Source organism: Thermostichus sp. OS-CIW-32, assembly GCF_054060415.1.
In genome coordinates this window covers 37,935-57,416 of record NZ_JBSSDD010000010.1, presented here as the reverse complement: position 1 = coordinate 57,416, position 19,482 = coordinate 37,935, and the positions used below count along the sequence as shown (strand labels likewise).

Annotated in this window: 15 protein-coding genes; 6 read left to right on the top strand and 9 right to left on the bottom strand. The window is 58.7% G+C overall.

Annotated features, from left to right (window positions below):
• Positions 1-384: 384 nt before the first annotated feature.
• The gene (gene cobN / locus ACVWY8_RS11075; protein WP_457394818.1) at positions 385-2,598 is read left to right on the top strand and encodes a cobaltochelatase subunit CobN; all 2,214 of its coding nucleotides are present in this window, start codon (positions 385-387) and stop codon (positions 2,596-2,598) included.
• Positions 2,599-2,829: 231 nt separating this feature from the next.
• On the opposite strand, the gene ACVWY8_RS11070 is transcribed toward cobN, so the two are convergent.
• The gene (locus tag ACVWY8_RS11070) at positions 2,830-3,129 is read right to left on the bottom strand and encodes an RNA recognition motif domain-containing protein (RefSeq protein WP_457394815.1); all 300 of its coding nucleotides are present in this window, start codon (positions 3,127-3,129) and stop codon (positions 2,830-2,832) included.
• Positions 3,130-3,375: 246 nt separating this feature from the next.
• Complete coding sequence (locus ACVWY8_RS11065; protein WP_457394812.1) at positions 3,376-6,114, bottom strand: valine--tRNA ligase; 2,739 nt, start codon at positions 6,112-6,114, stop codon at positions 3,376-3,378.
• A gap of 178 nt (positions 6,115-6,292) precedes the next feature.
• Here ACVWY8_RS11065 and ACVWY8_RS11060 point away from each other — a divergent pair, with 178 nt between their 5' ends.
• Positions 6,293-6,856, top strand: coding sequence for a hypothetical protein (locus tag ACVWY8_RS11060; protein ID WP_414522183.1), 564 nt, complete (start codon positions 6,293-6,295; stop codon positions 6,854-6,856).
• Between the two features lie 60 nt (positions 6,857-6,916).
• On the opposite strand, the gene ACVWY8_RS11055 is transcribed toward ACVWY8_RS11060, so the two are convergent.
• Positions 6,917-7,729, bottom strand: a complete 813-nt coding sequence (locus tag ACVWY8_RS11055) for a phosphatidate cytidylyltransferase (RefSeq protein ID WP_011431967.1) — start codon at positions 7,727-7,729, stop codon at positions 6,917-6,919.
• Between the two features lie 326 nt (positions 7,730-8,055).
• On the opposite strand from ACVWY8_RS11055, the gene pdhA reads away from it, so the two are divergent.
• Entirely contained in the window at positions 8,056-9,057 is a 1,002-nt protein-coding gene (gene pdhA / locus ACVWY8_RS11050) for a pyruvate dehydrogenase (acetyl-transferring) E1 component subunit alpha (RefSeq protein ID WP_414329458.1), read from the top strand.
• 256 nt (positions 9,058-9,313) lie between these two features.
• Positions 9,314-10,900 carry an NAD(P)H-quinone oxidoreductase subunit 4 gene (locus ACVWY8_RS11045; RefSeq protein WP_457394810.1) on the top strand — a complete coding sequence of 529 codons (1,587 nt, stop codon included), beginning with the start codon at positions 9,314-9,316 and terminating at the stop codon, positions 10,898-10,900.
• A gap of 207 nt (positions 10,901-11,107) precedes the next feature.
• Here the strand turns inward: ACVWY8_RS11045 and ACVWY8_RS11040 are convergent, their stop codons facing one another.
• A complete protein-coding gene (locus ACVWY8_RS11040; RefSeq protein WP_457394807.1) occupies positions 11,108-11,284 on the bottom strand; it encodes a hypothetical protein in 177 nt (58 codons plus the stop codon).
• Between the two features lie 347 nt (positions 11,285-11,631).
• On the opposite strand from ACVWY8_RS11040, the gene ACVWY8_RS11035 reads away from it, so the two are divergent.
• Positions 11,632-12,255, top strand: a complete 624-nt coding sequence (locus tag ACVWY8_RS11035) for a hypothetical protein (protein WP_414374421.1) — start codon at positions 11,632-11,634, stop codon at positions 12,253-12,255.
• Positions 12,256-12,712: 457 nt separating this feature from the next.
• Here ACVWY8_RS11035 and ACVWY8_RS11030 read toward each other — a convergent pair whose 3' ends face one another.
• From ACVWY8_RS11030 to argC, 4 genes are all read right to left on the bottom strand, one after another.
• Positions 12,713-13,837 carry an FtsW/RodA/SpoVE family cell cycle protein gene (locus tag ACVWY8_RS11030; RefSeq protein ID WP_457394805.1) on the bottom strand — a complete coding sequence of 375 codons (1,125 nt, stop codon included), beginning with the start codon at positions 13,835-13,837 and terminating at the stop codon, positions 12,713-12,715.
• Positions 13,782-15,224, bottom strand: a complete 1,443-nt coding sequence (gene murD / locus ACVWY8_RS11025; RefSeq protein WP_457394803.1) for a UDP-N-acetylmuramoyl-L-alanine--D-glutamate ligase — start codon at positions 15,222-15,224, stop codon at positions 13,782-13,784. The genes ACVWY8_RS11030 and murD overlap by 56 nt, the downstream gene beginning before the upstream one ends.
• A 299-nt stretch (positions 15,225-15,523) precedes the next feature.
• Positions 15,524-16,945, bottom strand: a complete 1,422-nt coding sequence (locus tag ACVWY8_RS11020; RefSeq protein ID WP_457394801.1) for a hypothetical protein — start codon at positions 16,943-16,945, stop codon at positions 15,524-15,526.
• A gap of 38 nt (positions 16,946-16,983) precedes the next feature.
• Complete coding sequence (gene argC / locus ACVWY8_RS11015; RefSeq protein WP_011431956.1) at positions 16,984-18,090, bottom strand: N-acetyl-gamma-glutamyl-phosphate reductase; 1,107 nt, start codon at positions 18,088-18,090, stop codon at positions 16,984-16,986.
• 232 nt (positions 18,091-18,322) lie between these two features.
• On the opposite strand from argC, the gene ACVWY8_RS11010 reads away from it, so the two are divergent.
• Positions 18,323-18,607: a hypothetical protein gene (locus tag ACVWY8_RS11010; protein ID WP_011431955.1), complete on the top strand. Its 285-nt coding sequence runs from the start codon at positions 18,323-18,325 to the stop codon at positions 18,605-18,607.
• Positions 18,608-18,743: 136 nt separating this feature from the next.
• Here the strand turns inward: ACVWY8_RS11010 and ACVWY8_RS11005 are convergent, their stop codons facing one another.
• The gene (locus ACVWY8_RS11005; protein ID WP_414388265.1) at positions 18,744-19,472 is read right to left on the bottom strand and encodes a 2-phosphosulfolactate phosphatase family protein; all 729 of its coding nucleotides are present in this window, start codon (positions 19,470-19,472) and stop codon (positions 18,744-18,746) included.
• Positions 19,473-19,482 lie beyond the last annotated feature (10 nt).

The following is a 19,482-nucleotide window of genomic DNA, read 5'->3' as shown; positions in this document are numbered from 1 at the left end:
AGCCAGCAGAAAGCTGCCCCATGCTAGGCTCTAGGCGGTGCTGCCCTAGTCGACAAGGGGGGACTTGAAGGATATGAAAAAAAGGGTGGGCAGGGTAGTTTTCGCAAGTGCTTTAACTTTTTTTGCCAGTTCAATTCTTCTGAGAGCCTACGGTTCGCATTCAATCGAGTGGGCTCGCCAGTTCGGAACTCCTGCGAATGAGGTGGCTGACTCTATTGCTGTCGATCGCGCCAGCGGTGCGGAGCACTTTGGACAGGGCAATGCTTGGGTAGCGGGAACCACTACGGGAGCCCTTCCTGACCAGTTGAGCGCTGGGAGCTGGGGTGCTTCTGTGCTTCAAGTACAGTCGCTAAGCCTGAGCTTCCTTCTCTTGGGAGAGCGGCCATGCACCGAATAGCTGCTTTGCCAGGGGGATGGGATCCCACCCAGTCCGGGGTCATTTTCCTGGAGCAGGATCCTGCTCCCATTGTTGTTCTCTCGGCAGCCGATACGGACCTGACGGCTTTGAGCGCGGCCATCCGTCTTTTGCCCCAAGACTTTCCGGCCATACGGGCAGCTAATCTGCTGCAGTTGCAACAGCCCCTCAGCCTGGATGACTATGCCGAGAGGGTGCTGCGGCGGGCGCAGGTGGTGCTCCTTCGCCTGTTGGGGGGAAGGGCCTACTGGAGCTATGGCCTGGAGGTAGCCAAGCAGGTGGCCGCCGAGGAGGGATCCACCCTGATCGTCATTCCTGGGGACGATCGCCCCGACTGGGATTTGGTGAGCCATTCCACTGTGCCCCTGGCGGTGGCGGATCGGGTGTGGCGGTACTGGCTGGAGGGGGGAGCGGAGAATGTGGCTGCCTGTCTGCTGTTGCTGGCTGGGGAGTTCCTAGGGGGCCAATATTCGGCGCCGGATCCACAAGGGTTGCCTCGTCTTGGGATCTACCAACCTCCCGTAGCCTCGCCGACGGATCCCCAAGCTCCCAAGGTGGGGATTTTACTCTACCGGGCCCATGTTCTGGCGGGGAATACAGAGCCGGTGGATCAATTGGCAAAAGCCTTGGTGGAGCGGGGGCTGCAGCCTCTGTGCCTTTACACCTACAGCCTTCAAGATCCCGACTTGCCCCAGGCCATTCGGGATCACTTCGGCGGCCAGATTGACCTGTTGCTCAACACCACCAGCTTTTCTCTGGCGCGGTTGGACAGCCACCAGCCCGATGTAAGCCTGTGGCAGGAGTTGGATGTGCCTGTTTTGCAGGTAATCCTCAGCGGTGGATCCCGGCAGAGCTGGGAGAACTCCACACGGGGATTGGGGGCGCGGGATCTGGCCATGAATGTGGCTTTGCCGGAGGTGGATGGGCGCATCATCAGCCGCGCCATTTCCTTCAAAGCGGTTCAACAGCGGGATCCCCACTTGCAAACGGAGGTGGTGGCCTACGTGGCTGTGCCGGATCGGGTGGAGTTTGTAGCCGATTTGGCGGCCAACTGGGTGAAATTGCGGCGTACCCCCCCTTCCCAGCGGCGACTGGCTTTGATCCTGGCCAACTACCCCAGTCGGGACGGGCGACTGGCCAATGGGGTGGGTCTGGATACCCCTGCCAGTTGTGTGGAAATTCTCAAAGCTTTGGCGGGAGCTGGCTACTCAGTAGATCCCCTGCCCCAGACTGGAGATGAACTCATCCATTGGCTAACCGAAGGCCAGACCTACGACCCCTTGGGATCCCTGCGCCCGGCTCGGCAATGCCTTTCTGCTGCCCTTTATCGAGATTGGTTTGCCCACCTGCCTGAGCCCATCCAAGCCAACCTCATTCAGCAATGGGGGAATCCGCCCGCCCAAAACATCCCCATCGCCGGTCTCCAGTTGGGGCACGTTTTTGTTGGCATCCAGCCCCCGCGGGGCTACGACCGGGATCCCTCGTTGAACTACCACGCCCCGGATCTGGTGCCCCCCCATGAGTACCTGGCTTTTTACCTGTGGCTGCGGCAGGTCTTCGCCGTTCAAGCGGTGGTGCATGTGGGCAAGCACGGCAACTTGGAATGGCTGCCCGGCAAGGGATCCGCCCTTTCCGCCACCTGCTACCCGGAGATGGCCCTGGGGCCGCTGCCCCACTTCTACCCCTTCATTGTCAACGACCCAGGAGAGGGATCCCAGGCCAAGCGGCGAGCCCAGGCAGTGATTATCGACCACCTCACCCCGCCCCTTACTCGTGCTGAGCTGTACGGCCCCCTGGCGGACTTGGAACGGTTGATGGATGAGTACGTGCAGGCCCAACAGATGGATCCAGGCCGCTGCCCGCTGATTCGCGCCCAGATTCAGGAGCTGGTTCGAGCCGAGCATCTAGACCAGCAGTTCAACTTGGAAAAAGAAGAAGATTGGAATCGCCTGGATGGCTATCTCTGCGAGCTAAAAGAATCTCAGATTCGCGATGGGCTGCACATCTTTGGCCGGATCCCTGCCGGCGAGCAGCTTGTTGATCTGGTGGTAGCGCTGGCCCGCTACCCCGGCCACGGACAACTGGGGATTACTCAGGCCATTGCCCGCGATTGGGGATGGGACTGGAATCCCTTGACCGCCGATCTAACGGATCCCTGGCCAGACAAACCGCCAGCCCAGTAGCTATTCCAGTTTCAAATACGGTTTGCCTTAGCTCCCCTCTCCCTCTGAGAGAGAGGTCGGCGGTGAGAGATTCAAAAGGAGTTGATTGGGATCCCCTCTCAACTCCTCCTGAGCTACCACTTGAACAAAAATTGAAGCAACCTAGAGAGACGGCTGGATCCTGGTGCTGCGCTTCAAAACAAGCTCAACTGAGAATCCCTTGCCCAGCACCGGGAAGCCTCAGCAGGCGTTTCAATAGCGAGATTGAAAACTCCGCCGCCGCTCACCACCACCGAAAGCAGGGCGTTCTTCCCGGGGACGAGCTTTGTTCACCTTGAGGTCGCGCCCCATCCATTCCGCCCCATCCAGCGCAGCAATGGCAGCCTGCTCCTCTGCTTCAGAGCTCATTTCCACAAACCCGAAGCCTCGAATGCGGCCTGTCTCACGGTCAGTGGGGATCTGCACCCGCTTCACAGAACCGTACTCAGCAAAAACAGCGGTCAAATCCGCTTCTGTCACCTTAAAGGAAAGGTTGCCAACATAAATCGACATAGACGATCTCCGAAAGAGAGAGTAACAAAGGGTGAGATGTTCGGAGAGCCGTCTGCCAATACAAAACGTGAAAATCCGTCAAGACCAGAAGAAACGAGCACTACAACCGATAACAATCTCAGCTTCTATCCTAACACAGAAGCAGGGGTTCACCACTTCGATTTCGCGAAATTCTGGGGACATTGCCTTCACACCCCAACTGGCCCGGCCCAAACACTCCGCTGCCCTACCTGCGCTGACGCCACCTCAGCCCAGCTTCTCCAGCCTGGATCCCAGTAACCTCATCTGGGCTTCCAGCTCTGCCAGTTGCTCCTGACTGGCTTGCACCACCTCAGGGTTGGCCCGGTTGAGAAAATTGGGGTTCTCTAGGCGAGCGCGGATCCCTTGGGCCTCTTTTTCCAGTTTGGCCAGGTCTTTTTGCAGTTTGGCCCGCAGCGCTTCCACATCCACCAGTCCTGCCAAGGGCATCAGCACCTGCACCGTGCCCACCACTGCAGCCGCCACCTGTTTGGGCTCCGTGGCCAGGGATCCCGTAATCTCCAAAGCCTCGGCCTTAACCAGATCCCGGATATAAGCTTGGGCAGCCGTCAGGATCCGCTGCTCGGCGGGATCGGTAGTGAGCAAAAGGGCCCTGATGGTCTGATGGGGCTTGAGGCCGGTTTCTGCCCGCAGGTTGCGCAGGCTGGTAATGGTTTGGATCACCAAGCCAAACTCCCGCTCCAGTTGAGGGTCGATCCAACTGGGATCTGGGGTGGGATAGGGCTGCACGGAGATAGAGGTGGTTTGGTTGGCCTGGGTGAGCAGCTGCCAGATCTCCTCGGTGATGTGGGGCATCCAGGGGTGCAGCAGCTTGAGAATGGTTTCCAAAACGGTGGCCAGCACCTGCTGCGCTGCGCGTTTGGAAGCCAGGTCTTCTCCCCGCAGCCGGGGCTTGACCAGCTCGATGTACCAGTCGCAAAAGTCATCCCAAATGAGAGAGTAGAGCAGGCGCGCCCCCTCGCCCAGGCCATAGGCTTCCAGCTCGGCGATGACTTGGGTGGCTGTGGAGTGCAGCCGCGACAGGATCCAGCGATCGGCCAATTCCAGCGCTTCAGGAACAGGGGATCCCAGCTGGGCGGGGGTCTGTCCCTCCAAGTTGATGAGCACAAAGCGGGAGGCGTTCCAGATCTTGTTGGCAAAGTTGCGGGCGGCCTCCACGCTGGCGCTCTCCCCCGTCTTGCGGTCATAGGCCAGGCGGATGTCTTGCCCTGCCCCCACCACCTCCTTGACCAGGGCATAGCGCAGGGCGTCGGTGCCGTATTTGTCCAGCAGCTCCAGGGGATCGATGCCATTTCCCTTGGTCTTGGACATTTTGGCGCCGTGCTCATCCCGCACCAGGCCATTGATGTACACGTCTTTGAAGGGGATCTGGCCGGTAAATTGGGATCCCATCATGGCCATGCGGGCCACCCAGAAGAAAATGATGTCAAAGCCCGTGGACATCAGGGAGTTGGGATAGTAGCGTTTGAAATCCTCGGTCTCTTCCGGCCAGCCCAGGGTTGAAAAGGGCCACAGAGCAGAGCTAAACCAGGTATCCAGCACATCGGGATCCTGTTCCACCCGCTCAACTTCTGGGCCAAACTTTTCCCGTGCCTTGAGCAGCGCTTCCTCGCCGTTGCGGGCCACCACAAAAGCTTGGGGATCCTCGAGAAGCTGGCCATTGAGGACTGGATACCAAGCTGGGATCTGATGGCCCCACCACAACTGCCGAGAAATGCACCAGGGGCGCAGCTTTTCCAGCCAGCCCGTGTAGACTTTGGTCCAGCGCTCAGGGATAAAGCGGGGGCTATTTCGTTGGTATTCCTCTTCCAAACAGCGAGCCCCCATCCCCGAGACATCGCAAAACCACTGAATGGAAAGCAAAGGCTCGATGGGCACGCCGCCGCGGTCGCTGTGGGGAACGGTGTGGGTGTAGTCCTCCACCTTCTCCAGCAGGCCATGTTCGGCAAACCACTGCACCACCTTTTCTCGGGCCACAAAGCGATCTAGGCCGGTGAAAGGATCCCCGTTTTCGTTGAGGGTGCCGTCTTTATTGAGGATGTTGATGAAGGGCAATTGGTGCCGTTTGCCGATTTCAAAGTCGTTGGGGTCGTGGGCCGGGGTAATCTTCACACACCCGGAGCCAAAGGAGGGATCCACATACTCATCCGCAATGATGGGGATGAGGCGATTTTTAATGGGCAGGCGAATGAACTGGCCGATGAGATGGCAATAGCGCTCGTCTTGGGGGTTCACCGCCACCGCCGTATCCCCCAGCATGGTCTCGGGCCGAGTGGTGGCCACCACCAGATACTGGCTGGGATCCTCGGCCAAGGGATAGCGAAAATGCCACAGGTGGCCCTTGACCTCTTTGTCGTCTAGCTCAATGTCTGACACCGCCGACTGGGTGGCCGGGCACCAGTTCACCAAATACTCGCCCCGGTAAATCAACCCCGCCTCGTATAGCCGCACAAACGCCTCGGTTACCGCCCGGCTCAGCCCCTCGTCGAGGGTAAAGCGATCCCGCGTCCAGTCCAGCGAGAGACCCAGCCGCCGCAATTGGCTCTTGATAGCTCCCTGCGACTGCTCCTTCCAAGCCCAAGCTCGCTCCAGAAAAGCCTCGCGGCCCAGATCGAAGCGGGTCTTGCCCTCTTGGCGCAGTTGGTTTTCCAGGATGGTGTGCACGGCGATGCTGGCATGATCCGTGCCAGGGAGCCAGAGCACGTTGTAGCCGCGCATGCGCTTGTAGCGCGTCACCACATCCGGCAGGGTAAAGGCAAAAGCATGGCCCATGTGCAGGTTGCCCGTCACATTGGGCGGGGGCAGCACCATGCTAAAGGCCTCTCCCGGCGCCTTGGGATCCGCCACGTAAAAGCCCTTCTCCTCCCAAAAGCGCTGCCACTTCGGCTCGGTCTCGAAGGGGTTGTACTGGCTGGGCAGGTTGACAGAGGAAATTGCAGCAGTCATGGGGAGAATAGGCCAACGGCTGAGAAGGATGAATCACTTTGATGAATCACTTTATAGAGTAGCAGTTCAACCCTTTGCCCTTCGGGGTAGAGTGGCCCATCGGTCTTGACCCTAATCACACGGCTAGAGAGGGATTTCGAGCTAGGGTACTACCATCCTCAGCTTTGGGTACGGCGTTATGTCCAGATCATTGACGGCAACGGTCCTGATGGCTCTGATGGCTCTATCCCCTGGGATCCCTGCCCTCGCGCAACAAGAGTGGTGGAAACGCTCAAAAGACGACATCCTGCTTTGTTATGGGCAGCCCGTCGATCCAGCCTCTCTGCTGGGTTTTGAGGTTTGCTTGAGTGCCCGCCGCCACCCTGATGAACAATCCCGGCTGGTAGGCCTGTATTTTGTTCCGTACAGCGATTACGTCTTTTGCTTCGTAGGTACAGAGAAGCCCAATAGCTCAGAGTGGACTCTTGTGGGTCGAAGTGGAGAGTTCGTGTTTGGCCTAGATCGCCCTCTGGCCCCTTCTGAACTAGAAGGGGAGACCCCTTGGATTATCCAGCGAAAAGCCCGCATTCTCGAGGTGGAGGGGGATCCTGTTGCCAGTTTCAGGCAACTGGTGGTTTACGACGAAACCGAGTTGGATCTGAAGGGGTTTGCCATAGTGAGTGCACCTCCAGGGCACTTCGGGGATTCCATTTTGCCAGAAGTGTTTTTGGAGCGGCCCGAATGCCAGGCAATTTTGAATTGAGGGCCTTCCGCACCTTCGGCTAGTGGGCGCTCCTGGGTTTGGCAAACTTGCAAGCTGGCTCTACAGCCCAGAGTAAGCGTTGAGCCATTCCATAAAATAAAACACCAGCGGCCCGGTGAATACGTAGCTATCCCCCCGATCCAAAATGCCGCCGTGGCCTGGGATCAGATCCCCGGAATCTTTCACCCCTGCATCCCGTTTCATCAGAGATTCTGTGAGATCTCCCAGCAGGCTGGTTAACCCAATCAAAAACCCCAGAATGCCCCCACTCAACCAGCTCCACGGCCAGCCCAGGTAATAGGCTCCAACCACCGCAAGGGTCATGCTGGCGGCAATCCCGGCTACCGCCCCTTCCACCGTCTTTTTCGGGCTGAGGATGGAGAGCTTGGTGCGCCCAAAGGCCCGACCACACAGGTAGGCCCCTACATCGGCAGCGATCACGCAGCCAATGGCCAGCAGCGTAATCCATAGCCCTTCGCCCAGCCCTTGCGCAAAAGACAAGGCCCTGACCCGAATCCAGAAGCTGGGCAGCAACGCACAGTAGAACAACCCCAAAATCGAGGTGGCAATATCGGCAATGGTGGCCACCTTGGGCTTAAAGAGCAAATAAAAACAGATGATCGATCCCGCCACGATAAAGGCAGGGCTGGTCCACTCCGGCCTCACCTGCTGCAAAATCACCAGCACCTGGCTGGAAAACATGGTGGTGCGCATGGCCGGCGCATTGCCTTTGGCTTGCACCAAGCGAAAAAACTCCAACTGGGCCAAAAAAATGATTAGCCCAATGGCTGCAGTAAAATACCAGCCCCCTAGCAGGGTGACCGCCAACGCAAACAACACCGCCGCAAAACCGCTAACCCAACGGGCTCCCATGGGCGCACCCCGTCACGTTGGCTGGCCAAATACCTCTTGCCCCCGGCTCCAGCAGATCGACGTCCAAGCCGAGAGCAGAAGAAACCCCCCCTCTGGTGTTCAAGATTCGCGTTTGCGGGACGGAGTCCTGATGCGGCTGCTGCAATGGAAACGCCTCTTGCCCTAGCCTTTCAGTTTAACTCCCTTGGCCTCGAAACAACCGCTTTCGGCCCTGCAGGATGGGATTTCCAGGTAAGGTGGCAGACAGACTGGAGCATGAGATAATGGGCAAACCGCAAAGCTCACTGCTGACCGCCTAAGATACCTCTGATTCGTTGCACCGCAGCATGGTTCAAGAACTTACTTCGCGCTCCACAACTGCTCGCATTTCTGCCGAAGAGGCTCGTCTTCTTTATGAAGACATGGTGCTGGGCCGTCTGTTTGAAGACAAGTGCGCCGAAATGTACTACAAGGGCAAGATGTTCGGCTTTGTGCATCTGTACAACGGCCAGGAGGCCGTCTCTACGGGGGTGATCAAGGCGCTCAAGCCCACCGACTATGTGTGCAGCACCTACCGCGATCATGTGCATGCCCTCAGCACCGGGATCCCGCCGCGGGCGGTCATGGCAGAGTTGTTCGGCAAGGCCACCGGCTGCAGCAAGGGTCGGGGTGGTTCCATGCACCTCTTCTCGGCGGAGCACAATTTCTTGGGGGGCTATGCCTTTGTGGCCGAAGGGATCCCAGTGGCGACGGGGGCTGCTTTTTCTGCCAAATACCGGGGCACTGACCAGGTAACCGCCTGCTTCTTTGGGGATGGAGCCTGCAACAACGGCCAGTTTTACGAGTGCCTCAACATGGCCGCCCTCTGGAAGTTGCCCATCGTCTATGTGGTGGAAAATAACTTCTGGGCTATTGGCATGGCCCATGAACGCGCCACTTCCGACACCGATATTTACCGCAAAGGCCCGGCTTTTGGCATGCCCGGCTACCAGGTGGATGGGATGGATGTGCTGGCGGTGCGAGAGGCCGCCCAACAGGCCATTGCCCGCGCCCGTGCCGGAGAAGGCCCCACCTTGCTAGAGTGCATCACCTATCGTTTCCGGGGCCATTCCCTTGCCGACCCTGACGAGCTGCGCAGTCCTGAGGAAAAAGAGTTCTGGCGGCAGCGGGATCCCATCAAGCAACTGGAACGCTATGCCCTGGAGCACAACCTAATGACCGAGGCAGACTTCCAAGCCATCCACGCGGAGGTCAGCGCCGTGATTGAGGACGCGGTTCTTTTTGCTCTGGAAAGCCCAGAGCCAACCCTGGACGAGCTGCACCGTTTTGTCTTTGCCGAAGATGAGTAGATCCTGGCCACTTCCCCGGTAGCGGGGGAGTCGCTTGCCGGGGGATCCCCACAAGGTTCTCTGGCCAACTCGGGTGGCCCATCCACCTGGCGGAGTGCTGTCCTGCTGGATCCCTCGAGGCTCCTCGAGGATCGGCATCAGAGAAACTTTCTCGAGATCTGCGCGATGGCGCAGATTTTTTTGTAAATATCGCTTCCCATTTGTTTACACAGCTTCATATCATTGAGGTATCGAGCATGAGTATTTATTCCCGGTCATGAGCAATCCTCTTGAGTTTCCCTGGCTGTCGGTGCTGGTGCTCTTGCCTCTGCTGGCAGCCTTCGGGATCCCCTTGATCCCCCAGAGCCGTTGGGTGCGTTGGTATGCCCTCGCTGTGGGGGCTTTTGATTTGGGCCTGATGGCCTATGTCTTTGCGCGGCACTATGACCTGCAGGACTTTTCTCTGCAACTGGCGGAGCGCTACGCCTGGGTGCCCCAAATTGGGTTCCACTGGTCGCTGGCGGTGGACGGCCTCTCCTTCCCGCTGGTATTGCTGTCCGGTTTGATCACGACCCTGTCGATGGTGGCGGCTTGGAATCTCACCCATAAGCCGCGTTTGTTTTTCTTCTTGCTGCTGCTGATGTACGGTGCCCAGGTGGGCGTGTTTCTGGCGCAGGACATGCTTCTATTCTTCCTGATGTGGGAGATTGAGCTGGTGCCGGTCTATCTGCTCATCTCCATTTGGGGTGGGCCGAAGCGCCAGTACGCCGCCACCAAGTTCATCCTCTACACCGCTGCCGCCTCCATTTTTATCTTGGTGGGATCCCTGGCGATGGCCTTCTACGGCGAGGGCTTTAGCCTGGAGATGGCAGAGCTGAGCGCTAAGTCTTACCCGGTGGCCTTGGAGCTGTTGGCCTATGCGGCTTTGCTGATTGCCTTTGGGGTGAAGCTGCCGATTTTTCCGCTGCACACCTGGCTGCCGGATGCCCACAGCGAAGCCTCTGCTCCCATTTCCATGATCTTGGCGGGGGTTCTGCTCAAGATGGGGGGCTATGGCCTGATCCGCATGAATGTGGGCATGTTGTCGGAAGCCCACGTGTACTTCGCCCCGGTGCTGGCGGTGTTGGGTGTGGTGAACATCATCTACGGGGCGTTGGCCGCCTTCGGTCAGAACCATCTCAAGCGGCGCTTGGCCTATTCATCCATCGCCCACATGGGCTTTGTGTTGATCGGGATCTCCGCCTTTACGGAGCTGGGCATCAATGGGGCAGTGCTGCAGATGATCTCCCACGGTCTGATTGCCGCGGTTCTGTTCTTCCTGACGGGGATCACCTACGAGCGCACCCACACCCTTGCCCTCGACAAGTTGGGAGGGTTGGCCAAGCAGATGCCGAAGGCTTTTGCCCTGTTTACAGCGGGATCCCTGGCCTCTCTGGCGCTGCCGGGGATGAGCGGATTTGTGGGTGAGCTGACGGTGTTCTTGGGCTTGACCACCAGCGATGCCTATGCGCCGACCTTCAAAGCTGGAATTGCCCTGCTGGCGGCAGTGGGCATCATTTTGACGCCCATTTACTTGCTCTCCATGCTGCGTCAGGTGTTCTACGGGGCTCAGGATCCCGGCCTAGTTTTGGAAGATTACCTGGGGGATATGCGCCCGCGGGAAATGGCGGTGGCCCTCTGTCTGCTGTTGCCGATTCTCGGCATTGGCTTCTACCCACGCCTGGCTACCCAAACCTACGATGTCACAACGGTGGCGGTAGCTGCCCAGTTGCGCAGTGTGTTGGCAACTGAAATCGTGCAGCGGCCTTTCTTCCCCTCGCCAGTGCAACCGGCCCAGGTGGCAGCTCTGCCCCTGGAGGATTGAAAGGAGGTCGAGGGCTCGGCTTCCCTTTGTTCGGTCTTTCTCTATCTACTTCTTCTCTGTCCAGAAGAGCTGGTGTTTGAGGAGCAGCCCCACTCAACATTCAGCTCTTCTTTTGTTTTTTTTAAGTTTTAAGGTTGGGTTTGGGATCCGGGATATCCCTGGGCTGGGATTTTCTTGTGGCCGATTGTTCTTGCGCCGTCCATTCTATCAGTGATCGGTATGAATAGAGTTTTGTTCCATCAGGTTTAGCTGCACCACCAACCACCAGAGGGTTACATCGGAATAGGTTGCCCGGCGCTTGAGCCGAGAAATGGAGTGTACCGGGTTTTGGCTGTCGATCATCCACTCAGAAGCGATGATTTGGCCGCGTTGCTGAGCATTCATTGTTTCTCCCTCCGCTCGCCAACTGCTCAATACTTAGAACGGCTAATATTTAGGATGGCGAATTTGCGCGGGAGCGTGTGAAAAAATATATTACGCAGGGATCCCCAAAATCGGCTAACTTTCTTAGCAATGAGGATCTCATAGGCCGTTGAGTTGCCGATTTGCCGTCCGGGGATCGGACAAAATGTTGCAGAAGGGGTAAAAGGTTGGGCGAGGGGATTGCCCCTATCTTCACAAGTCTTAAAACCTAGAAAGATTCTATTTTCTCTTGACTTGTCTGTGGGTCTGAATTCCACCTCCCTTCGCCGGCCTCTGCAGCAGCAACCCTTGAGGAGCCTGAGATCGCGATGAGAGCCAAGGCCATCTCTCCCCAGCCAGCCTCTGCTTTTGGAGAAGTGGTGGAAGCCAACACCACAACCTTTGTGGCCCAGTGCTTCGAGCCGGAACGTCTGACCTTCCCACCCATGCCTGCTCTCGGCAGTTGGACGCGCTCCCAAGACGAAGAGACTGGCAACCTAATCTACGGGGTGGTTTGCTATGCCGCCATCGCCCCCATCGACACCGTCCACCGCGCCAGGGCTTTGGGCCTCTCCCCTCAGGAGCTGCGGGAGCAACAGCCCCAAATTTTTGCCATGTTGCGCACCGATTTCCGCGCGGCCATTGTCGGCTTTGTCAGCGGGGGACGGGTCTACCAGTACTTGCCGCCACGCCCTCCCCAGATTCACCAGCCGGTTTATCTCTGCTCCGATACGGAAGTGAGGGAGTTCTGCCGCTCTTTCGAGTTTTTGCGCACCCTGCTACAGGTTAACGGGATCCCAACCGATGAGCTGGTGGCTGCCGTGATTCGCCAAACTTACCGAATCCTGAACCGAGATCGCAACTGGCTTTTACAGGCAGGTCGGCAGTTGAGCTCTCTGTTGCGGGATGATTATGAGCATCTCAGCGCAATTTTACGAAAGATTGAAGCCTAAGCGAAGAAATATTGAGAATGGCCTTGGATCCTTCTTGAGTCAGGTCGGGGGGTGATAACCTGAGGCCGTTTCCTATGGAATTGATTCCCTTTGAATCCTCTTTCTGCTGTAAAAATGTTTAACAAATTCAATCCTTCTGACAAACCCTCCAAAGGCAATTGGGCAGGTCGTACCTTTTCTGCAGCTGCGGGCGCTTCGGTGGCAGCCGGTGTTTGCATTGCCCACGGTCAGCCGGCTTATGTGTCGCTGTTGGTGGCCTGTTGCGCGACGGTGTTTACCCTCGTTTTGGATGAAATGGGCTGGATCTAGGCTCGGTTTCAACTTCAGCTTTGGTTTTGCTGCATAAGAAGCCGCTCTAAAGCAGAGACTAACCAATCCAATAGGGATCCCTGGCCCTCTGGGTTTGCTGCTTGGGTGAAAGGATCCCTTTGCTGGGTTGGCAACATGCAGCCTTACTTTACCCTGCTTCGCGGGCTGCCCGCACCAACAATCCTGCTGTGATCAGCCCTGCCAGAATAGAGCTGCCGCCATGACTGAACAAAGGCAGGGGCACACCTGTGGTGGGCAGAACCCCGGTGACCACGCCGATGTTCATCAGCGACTGCCCCACCAGAAACATCAGGCAGCCGCAGGCTACTAAGCGAATGGTCAACTCCCGACAGCGCCCCATCACCCGCCAGCCCAGCAAGGTGTAGAAGGTCAGCAACCCCAGAAAGAACAGGGATCCGGCCAAGCCAAACTCCTCTGCGTACACCGAGAAGATAAAGTCGGTGTATTGGATGGGCAGGTAGAACAGCTTTTGCTGGGAGAGGCCATATCCCTTGCCCCACAGGCCGCCAGAGCCAATGGCCAACAGACTTTGCACCAACTGATAGCCATCCCCTTGGGCATTGCCCCAGGGATCCAAAAAGGCCAGGATGCGCCGCCGTTGGTAATCTTTGCTGAGAATGCTCACCACAGCCGCCAGAATCCCCAGCCCCGCTGTGGCCAAAAGGGTGAAAGCTGGGATCCCGGCGGTCCAAGCCATAGCCCAGAGGGTGAGGCCGCAGATGGCCGTGGTGCCCAGGTTGGGCTGGGCGAGGATCCCCAAGAGCGCAAAGGCGAAGATGCCCGCCCAGAGGACGCGGAACCAGAGGGGATGGTGAAACCAGCGGCCAAAGACCCAGGATCCCTGCAACACCAACAGGGGCTTGAGCAATTCCGAGGGCTGGATAACAGGGATCACCTTCAAATCCAGCCAGCGGCTGGCTTCCAGGCGGGAAACCCCCAACCCCGGCACCTGGGTGGCCCACACCAGGCCAACTCCCACCAAGCAGAGGATCCCGGCCCAGGGGAACCAGCGCCGCAGCGGGATCTGCACCAGAGCCCAGAAACAGCCCAGACCCAGCCCGGCCCAGAGCAATTGGCGCTTGAAAAAGTAGAGGCCATCGCCGGTGATCCGCTGAGCCACCGGGTAGGAAGCGGAAAACAGCATCAGCAGCCCCAGCACCAGCCAGATCAAGGTGAGCCAGCGCAGCCAGCGAGCCTCAGCATTCCAGGGATCCCTGGAGGGCTTGGCAGCAGGCTCGGAAATGGTTGCCACGGTGTTCAAAGCTGGAGTACTGGTCAAAACTGGCACAGGCGGGGGACAGCAAAATGGTGATGGGTTGAGCGGGCTTCCCCAAGCTCTGAGCTTGACGGGAAAGGGAACAAGCCGCTGCAAAGGCTCTTTCCACCGCTACATCTAGGGTTGGCACCAGCTCAACGTCAGTATAGTGGATCCCCTGGAGGGCCTCCGCCAGGGCTGGGGCAGACTCCCCCATCAGCACCACGCGGGCCACCTTGGCCCGAATCAACTGCAGCCAGGCACTGGGATCCCCCTGCTTGGCCCTTCCCCCGGCAATCAGAATAATGGGTGGGGAGAGGGCGTTGAGTGCCACCCAGCCGGCTTCGTAGTTGGTGGCCTTGCTGTCGTTGACAAAGCGGATGGGGGTGGCTCCCACCTGGATTTGCGCCACCCGCTCCAGCCGATGGGGCATGCCGGCAAAAGATCGGATGGCTTTTTGAATGGCAGCGTTGGGGAGCCCAGCTAGACGTGCTGCTGCTGCCGCCAAGAGCAGGTTTTGCAGGTTGTGTTGGCCAGGGCAGCGTTCTGCAAAGTCCTCCAGCTCCGCCACCATCTCCCCCTGGATGTAGAGGCGGTTTTCCCGCAGGTCAAGGGTTGCGGTGGGATCCCGGTCACAACAGCCTTGGGTAGCAACAAGGGAAGTCCAATAGGTATTTTCCCAGTCCTGCCGGCGGCAGCACAGGTAGGGATCCTCGCCGTTGAGCACCCGCCACTGGGCCCGATCCAAAAGGCGAGCCTTGAAGCTGGCATAGCGCTCCAGCGTCCCGTGCCGTTCTAAGTGATCGGGAGTGAAGGTGGTCCACACCCCAATGCGCGGCGGCCCTCCAGGAGTACTGCTCATGAGGCGGCTGCTGGCTTCCAACTGATAGCTGCTCAGCTCCGCCACGATCCAATCCGGCTCTAGCGTTCCCTGGAGCGTTTCCAAAGCCACCTGCGACAGGGGCAGGCCGATGTTGCCGCAGGGGATCCCTTGCAACCCCGCCGCCTTGAACATCTCCGCCACCAGAGCCGTGGTGGTGCTTTTGCCGTTGGTGCCGGTGATCCCCACCCAGGGTAGGTGGTCAAGATAGATCCAGGCCAGCTCCGCCTCCCCCACCACCGGGATTCCCTGTTGACGCACCGCCTGCAGCAGCGGGTGATCCCAGGCAATGCCCGGACTGACCACCACCTGCTCCACTCCTTCGGCCAGTTGAAAAGGCTGCCCCAGCCGAACCGGGATCCCTTCTTGATTGAGCTCGGCCTGCCGCTGTCTGAGAAGAGGGGAATCTTGCTCATCCCAAACCAGCACTTCATAGCCCTGGGCCCGCAACAGTCGCGCTGCCGCCAGCCCCGCAATGCCTAACCCCAAAACTTGATGTTGCACGTTGGTTTCTACTTCGTTTCTTTATTTGGGGATCCCTGCTTGGATCTTACCGGTCACGTCCTTGACCCGCATGTTTTTGTTCGACACTCCCCTTGCTTATGGGGGTAACCAGTTGGTGGAGTGGATGGAGTTTTCCTAGCCGCCTGGATGGCTAACTTGGGAATAGGCTGGAGACCAGTCCGCCGGCCACCCTCTACAACCCGTGCAGATTTGTCTTTGGCGTAGAAAAGATTCCACCTAGCCTGCCAGCCTCACTTTGTGGATGCTGTAGGAAATTTTCTTCCCTATGCATCATCAGTTCAATCTTCCAAAGGATCCAACTTGGGATCCAGACTCTTGGCCGTTAGACGCAGAGCCTCCGCCTGATCCATCACCCGTGGAGCTTGCACTGCCGTTTCAAGGCCCTGGCGATAGCTCTCCCACAGGGGCATTTCTGGGTAGGTCTGCTGCAACTCGCTGATCTGATCCAGAAGGGCCTCCAGCCAGCCGGCCGTGCTCCAGGTGAGCAGAAACTGGAAGGGGTTCCACAGGTTGAGCTGCCGCCCCAATTCATTTAGGCTCTCGTTGCGAATGGGCGGATCGAAGATGTCCGCCACCGTCATTAACTGGCGGGCCAGCAGAGGTCTGAGGAGTTTCTCGGCAGCTTCCACCACAGCAGGGATGGCAGCCTGGATCTGGTTGGGTCTGGGAATGTTCCGCGCCTGGGGCAAGGCTTGCAGCACCAACTCCAGTCGCCGCCCTGCCTCTGCCGATTCCAAAGCCGATTCCAGGGTGGTGCCCACACTGAGAAACACTTCTCCCGTCAGCAGCCGCACTGCATCGATGACCAGGTGATACAAGGGAGGGATCACGAGCTTGATCCACTCGCTCTGGAAAAACTCCCGCAGCCGCCGTGCCGCATAGTCCCCCACTTGGGTGGTCTGGATCCCCACTTGAGTGAGATTGAGATACCAGTCGGGAGGAGATCCCTTGGGATCCAGCCAACGGCGCAGCGTTTGCCATTCTTCTTCTGTGAGGGCAGTTCGTCCCTGTTTTAAGCCAGTTCGCCGCAGCTTGCCCTCGGCATTCAAGAGCTTGCGCAGCTCCGGTGTGCCCAGCAAGGACAAGGCACCTGCCGAACCCACACTGCCGATCTCGATGGCGATCAAGGCGGCCAACAAGGCGGCTGAGGCCTTTACTTGAATCTGGCCGCTTTTGTCCATCACCAAAGGCAGGCGGCTGTTGCCATAGGCACGGGCACTCATCGCCTCCAGAGCAGAGCGTTGGTCAGAGGTCAGCGTCCGAGCCCAAGAAGGGATCCCATCTGGATGGGCCGGTTCCTGTAAGCCGTGATACAGTAGGCTGGCCACCCAGGCGCGATCCGCAGCCTGCCGCAAAGAGCCAATGACCACTTCCCATTGGCAGGGGTTGAGCAGGGGCAAGAGCGCTTGCAGCTCTCGGTGGATGGGCTCTGGGGATCCCGCCGTTCTCGACTGTTCCAGAGCGCTTTGCAGCCGATCCCGCGCCTCTCGGCACAGCCCGCCCCACTCCAGTTGCAGGCGAGCCAGGGTCTGTTGCACCGTCTCTTCGGAGCGACGGGGTAGATCCTGCCAGCCCGCTTCCAGCTGCCGCCACAGCTCCTCCCAGTTCAGGCCCTCAGCAGCGCCATTGACGGCATCTGAGGCAACCTTTGCGCTGGGCGAGGCATTTTGGGGCAAAGCGGGATCCAGAGGTTCAGACATGGACAGAACCGGCCTCAAGGGGATTACCGGCATTATAGCTAGGGGTAAAACGCCAGCCGAGGCAAACCCAACGTTTCCGGCCATCCCATCATCAGGTTGAGACACTGCACTGCCTGCCCGGCTTGCCCTTTCATCAGGTTGTCGATCACCGACAGGACAATAACGCGGTTGGTGCGGCTGTCCACCTCCACCCCGATCATGCAGGTGTTGGTGCCGGAGACCCATTTGGTTTGCGGGTAGACCCCCCGCGGCAGCACCTTCACCCAGGGAGATTGGCGATAGAAAGCATTGTAAATGGTGAGCAAATCTTCCCCCACAAAGCCGGGATCCCGCAGGGTGGCATACAACGTGACGTGGATCCCCCGCACCATGGGCACCAGATGAGGCGTAAATTGCACGGTGATGGGGGTGTGGGTCAGGTCGGTGCAAGCTTGCTCGATCTCGGGCGTATGGCGGTGCTGGGCCACTCCATAGGCTGCCAGAGAGCCGTCCACTTCGGCAAACAGGGATCCCACCTTGGGGGTACGACCTGCCCCCGAAACGCCGGATTTGGCATCGAAAATGAGGCTGTCCAGCTCCACCAACCCCTGCCGCAGCAGAGGAGCAACCGCCAACAATGAGGCAGTGGGATAACAGCCGGGACAGCCCACCAGTTGGGCTTGGGCAATCGCCTCGCGATAAAGTTCCGGCAACCCATAGACCGCCTGCTCATTGGCCTGGCGATAGGCAGGGCTGGGCCAGTTGGGATCCGTCTGACCCATGCGGTACCAAGATTGGTAGGTGGCCAGGTTGCGAAAGCGGTAATCTGCCGACAAATCCAAGACTTTGCACCCCTTGGCCAGCAAAGGCGGAGCCAGCTCAGCAGCCAGCCCATTGGGGAGAGACAAAAACACCACATCGCTGTTGGCGGCAATACGATCCACCTCTACCGGCTGAACGGTCAGATCCACGGCCTGGGCCAACTGGGGATAGAGATCCCCGTAGCGCTTGCCGGCACTGTCTTGCCCGGCCAGGTAGGTGATCTGCACGCCGGGATGCTCGCTCAGTAACCGCACCAACTGTACCCCTCCGTAGCCGGAAGCGCCGACAATGCCAATGCGGACAGGCTCTGTGGGGTGGGGTGGGCGGGGCGCCATGTTGGCCATGGGGGGGCTGCCTGTGCAAGAGGGTTGCGTGATGGCTTGCCTTAAGTTCTACCGCATTTTTCTGCTGCATTTGACGCTGCATGGGTGCGGATCCCATCTTGTTCATTCGCGTTGGCGTTGCGTGGCCATCCAGGGGGATTTGTTATGCTGGGTTCACCTGAGCCGCTCGGGCCTTGGCAGCGGCTTCCGTAATATCTGTCTATGTTCTGTGTAGCTTTCTAATCTGCGGTCTATGCACTATGAGCGATTGATCAACATGGTCTTGCGGGCCTACGGCCAAAGCAGCCGCCATGGCCTGGATCAGGAAACTCTGACCCTCTACTCAGAAGGCCCCTACACCCTCTACAAACTCACTTCCCATTTCGATCGCCGCTCCATTTTTGTGTTGGCCCAGAATCAGCGGGATATGTTTGTTTCTGGCGATGCGTTTAACAACAAGCTGATCCCAGGAGAATGGCAGGCGTGGCTGCACCAGAAAGCGCTGGGCATCGCTCCCGACACGGCACAAGCAGGTTAGCCGAAGACCATATCTGGCGTGGAAGGATCCCCAAGCCTACGCCCGGCCTGTTGAGATCCAGCCCATGCTGACAATGGCCGCCTACTTCCAGCTCAGAGGGTGGTGGGATCCACAGGTCGCTCCACCTGTCCAAAATCTACCCGCCACTGGCCAAAACCCCTGGCTGAACCTGTCGGGGCACCACTGAGAGACGATCCAGCTGGGCACAATAGGCCAGATCCTTATCGTTTTCCGGCCCAAGCCCCAACAACCGTTGCCCGTGGCTAGAGCGTCTCAACAAACCCAGCAGATCGTCCTGCCAAGTTTGGTAGAGGGCCAAGGCCGCCAAGGTCTCGTCGTTGCCCAACTGGTTCAAAGAGCAGCCCAGGCGATGCAAGATGGCTCCGGCACAGGCAGTATCTTCCAGCGAAAAGGCCCCTTCCCACCCGGATCCCACCAGCCACACCTCGGCAAAGGATCCCCGTCTGAGAAAGTCCACCACGGCCCCCAAGTTCACCAGGGCTGCTGTGATCACCACCGGGATCCCTTCCAGGCGCTGTAGGCTGCGCGTGCCGTTGGTGGTGCTCAGGAAGATGCGCTTGTCCCGCACGCGGTCGGGAGTGTAGTCGAGGGGGGAGTTGCCCAGATCAAACCCCGCCACCGCTTTGCCCCCCCGTTCCCCGGCCAAAAGCCGCTGGGAAGCCGGCCAGTTTTGGCTTGCCTCTTGGAGCTGCTGCAGGTGGGCAAACACCTGTACCGCTTCTGCTCCTGCTGCCAGCGCTGTGGCAATGGTGGTGGTGGCCCGCAGCACATCAATGGCCACCGCACACTCCGGGATCCCAGATGAAGGCACCTGTTCGGGCGTATAGAAGTGGAAAAAACGCATGGGGGAAGAG

What these genes read in the sequence shown, in the direction of transcription:
- ACVWY8_RS11065 (WP_457394812.1), bottom strand. Translation starts at nt 6,114, where the DNA reads ATGACTGCTGCAATTTCCTCTGTCAACCTGCCCAGCCAGTACAACCCC.
- ACVWY8_RS11040 (WP_457394807.1), bottom strand. Translation starts at nt 11,284, where the DNA reads ATGAATGCTCAGCAACGCGGCCAAATCATCGCTTCTGAGTGGATGATC.
- ACVWY8_RS11060 (WP_414522183.1), top strand. Translation starts at nt 6,293, where the DNA reads ATGTCCAGATCATTGACGGCAACGGTCCTGATGGCTCTGATGGCTCTA.
- cobN (WP_457394818.1), top strand. Translation starts at nt 385, where the DNA reads ATGCACCGAATAGCTGCTTTGCCAGGGGGATGGGATCCCACCCAGTCC.
- pdhA (WP_414329458.1), top strand. Translation starts at nt 8,056, where the DNA reads ATGGTTCAAGAACTTACTTCGCGCTCCACAACTGCTCGCATTTCTGCC.
- ACVWY8_RS11010 (WP_011431955.1), top strand. Translation starts at nt 18,323, where the DNA reads ATGCACTATGAGCGATTGATCAACATGGTCTTGCGGGCCTACGGCCAA.
- ACVWY8_RS11070 (WP_457394815.1), bottom strand. Translation starts at nt 3,129, where the DNA reads ATGTCGATTTATGTTGGCAACCTTTCCTTTAAGGTGACAGAAGCGGAT.
- ACVWY8_RS11005 (WP_414388265.1), bottom strand. Translation starts at nt 19,472, where the DNA reads ATGCGTTTTTTCCACTTCTATACGCCCGAACAGGTGCCTTCATCTGGG.
- argC (WP_011431956.1), bottom strand. Translation starts at nt 18,090, where the DNA reads ATGGCCAACATGGCGCCCCGCCCACCCCACCCCACAGAGCCTGTCCGC.
- ACVWY8_RS11055 (WP_011431967.1), bottom strand. Translation starts at nt 7,729, where the DNA reads ATGGGAGCCCGTTGGGTTAGCGGTTTTGCGGCGGTGTTGTTTGCGTTG.
- ACVWY8_RS11045 (WP_457394810.1), top strand. Translation starts at nt 9,314, where the DNA reads ATGAGCAATCCTCTTGAGTTTCCCTGGCTGTCGGTGCTGGTGCTCTTG.
- ACVWY8_RS11035 (WP_414374421.1), top strand. Translation starts at nt 11,632, where the DNA reads ATGAGAGCCAAGGCCATCTCTCCCCAGCCAGCCTCTGCTTTTGGAGAA.
- ACVWY8_RS11020 (WP_457394801.1), bottom strand. Translation starts at nt 16,945, where the DNA reads ATGTCTGAACCTCTGGATCCCGCTTTGCCCCAAAATGCCTCGCCCAGC.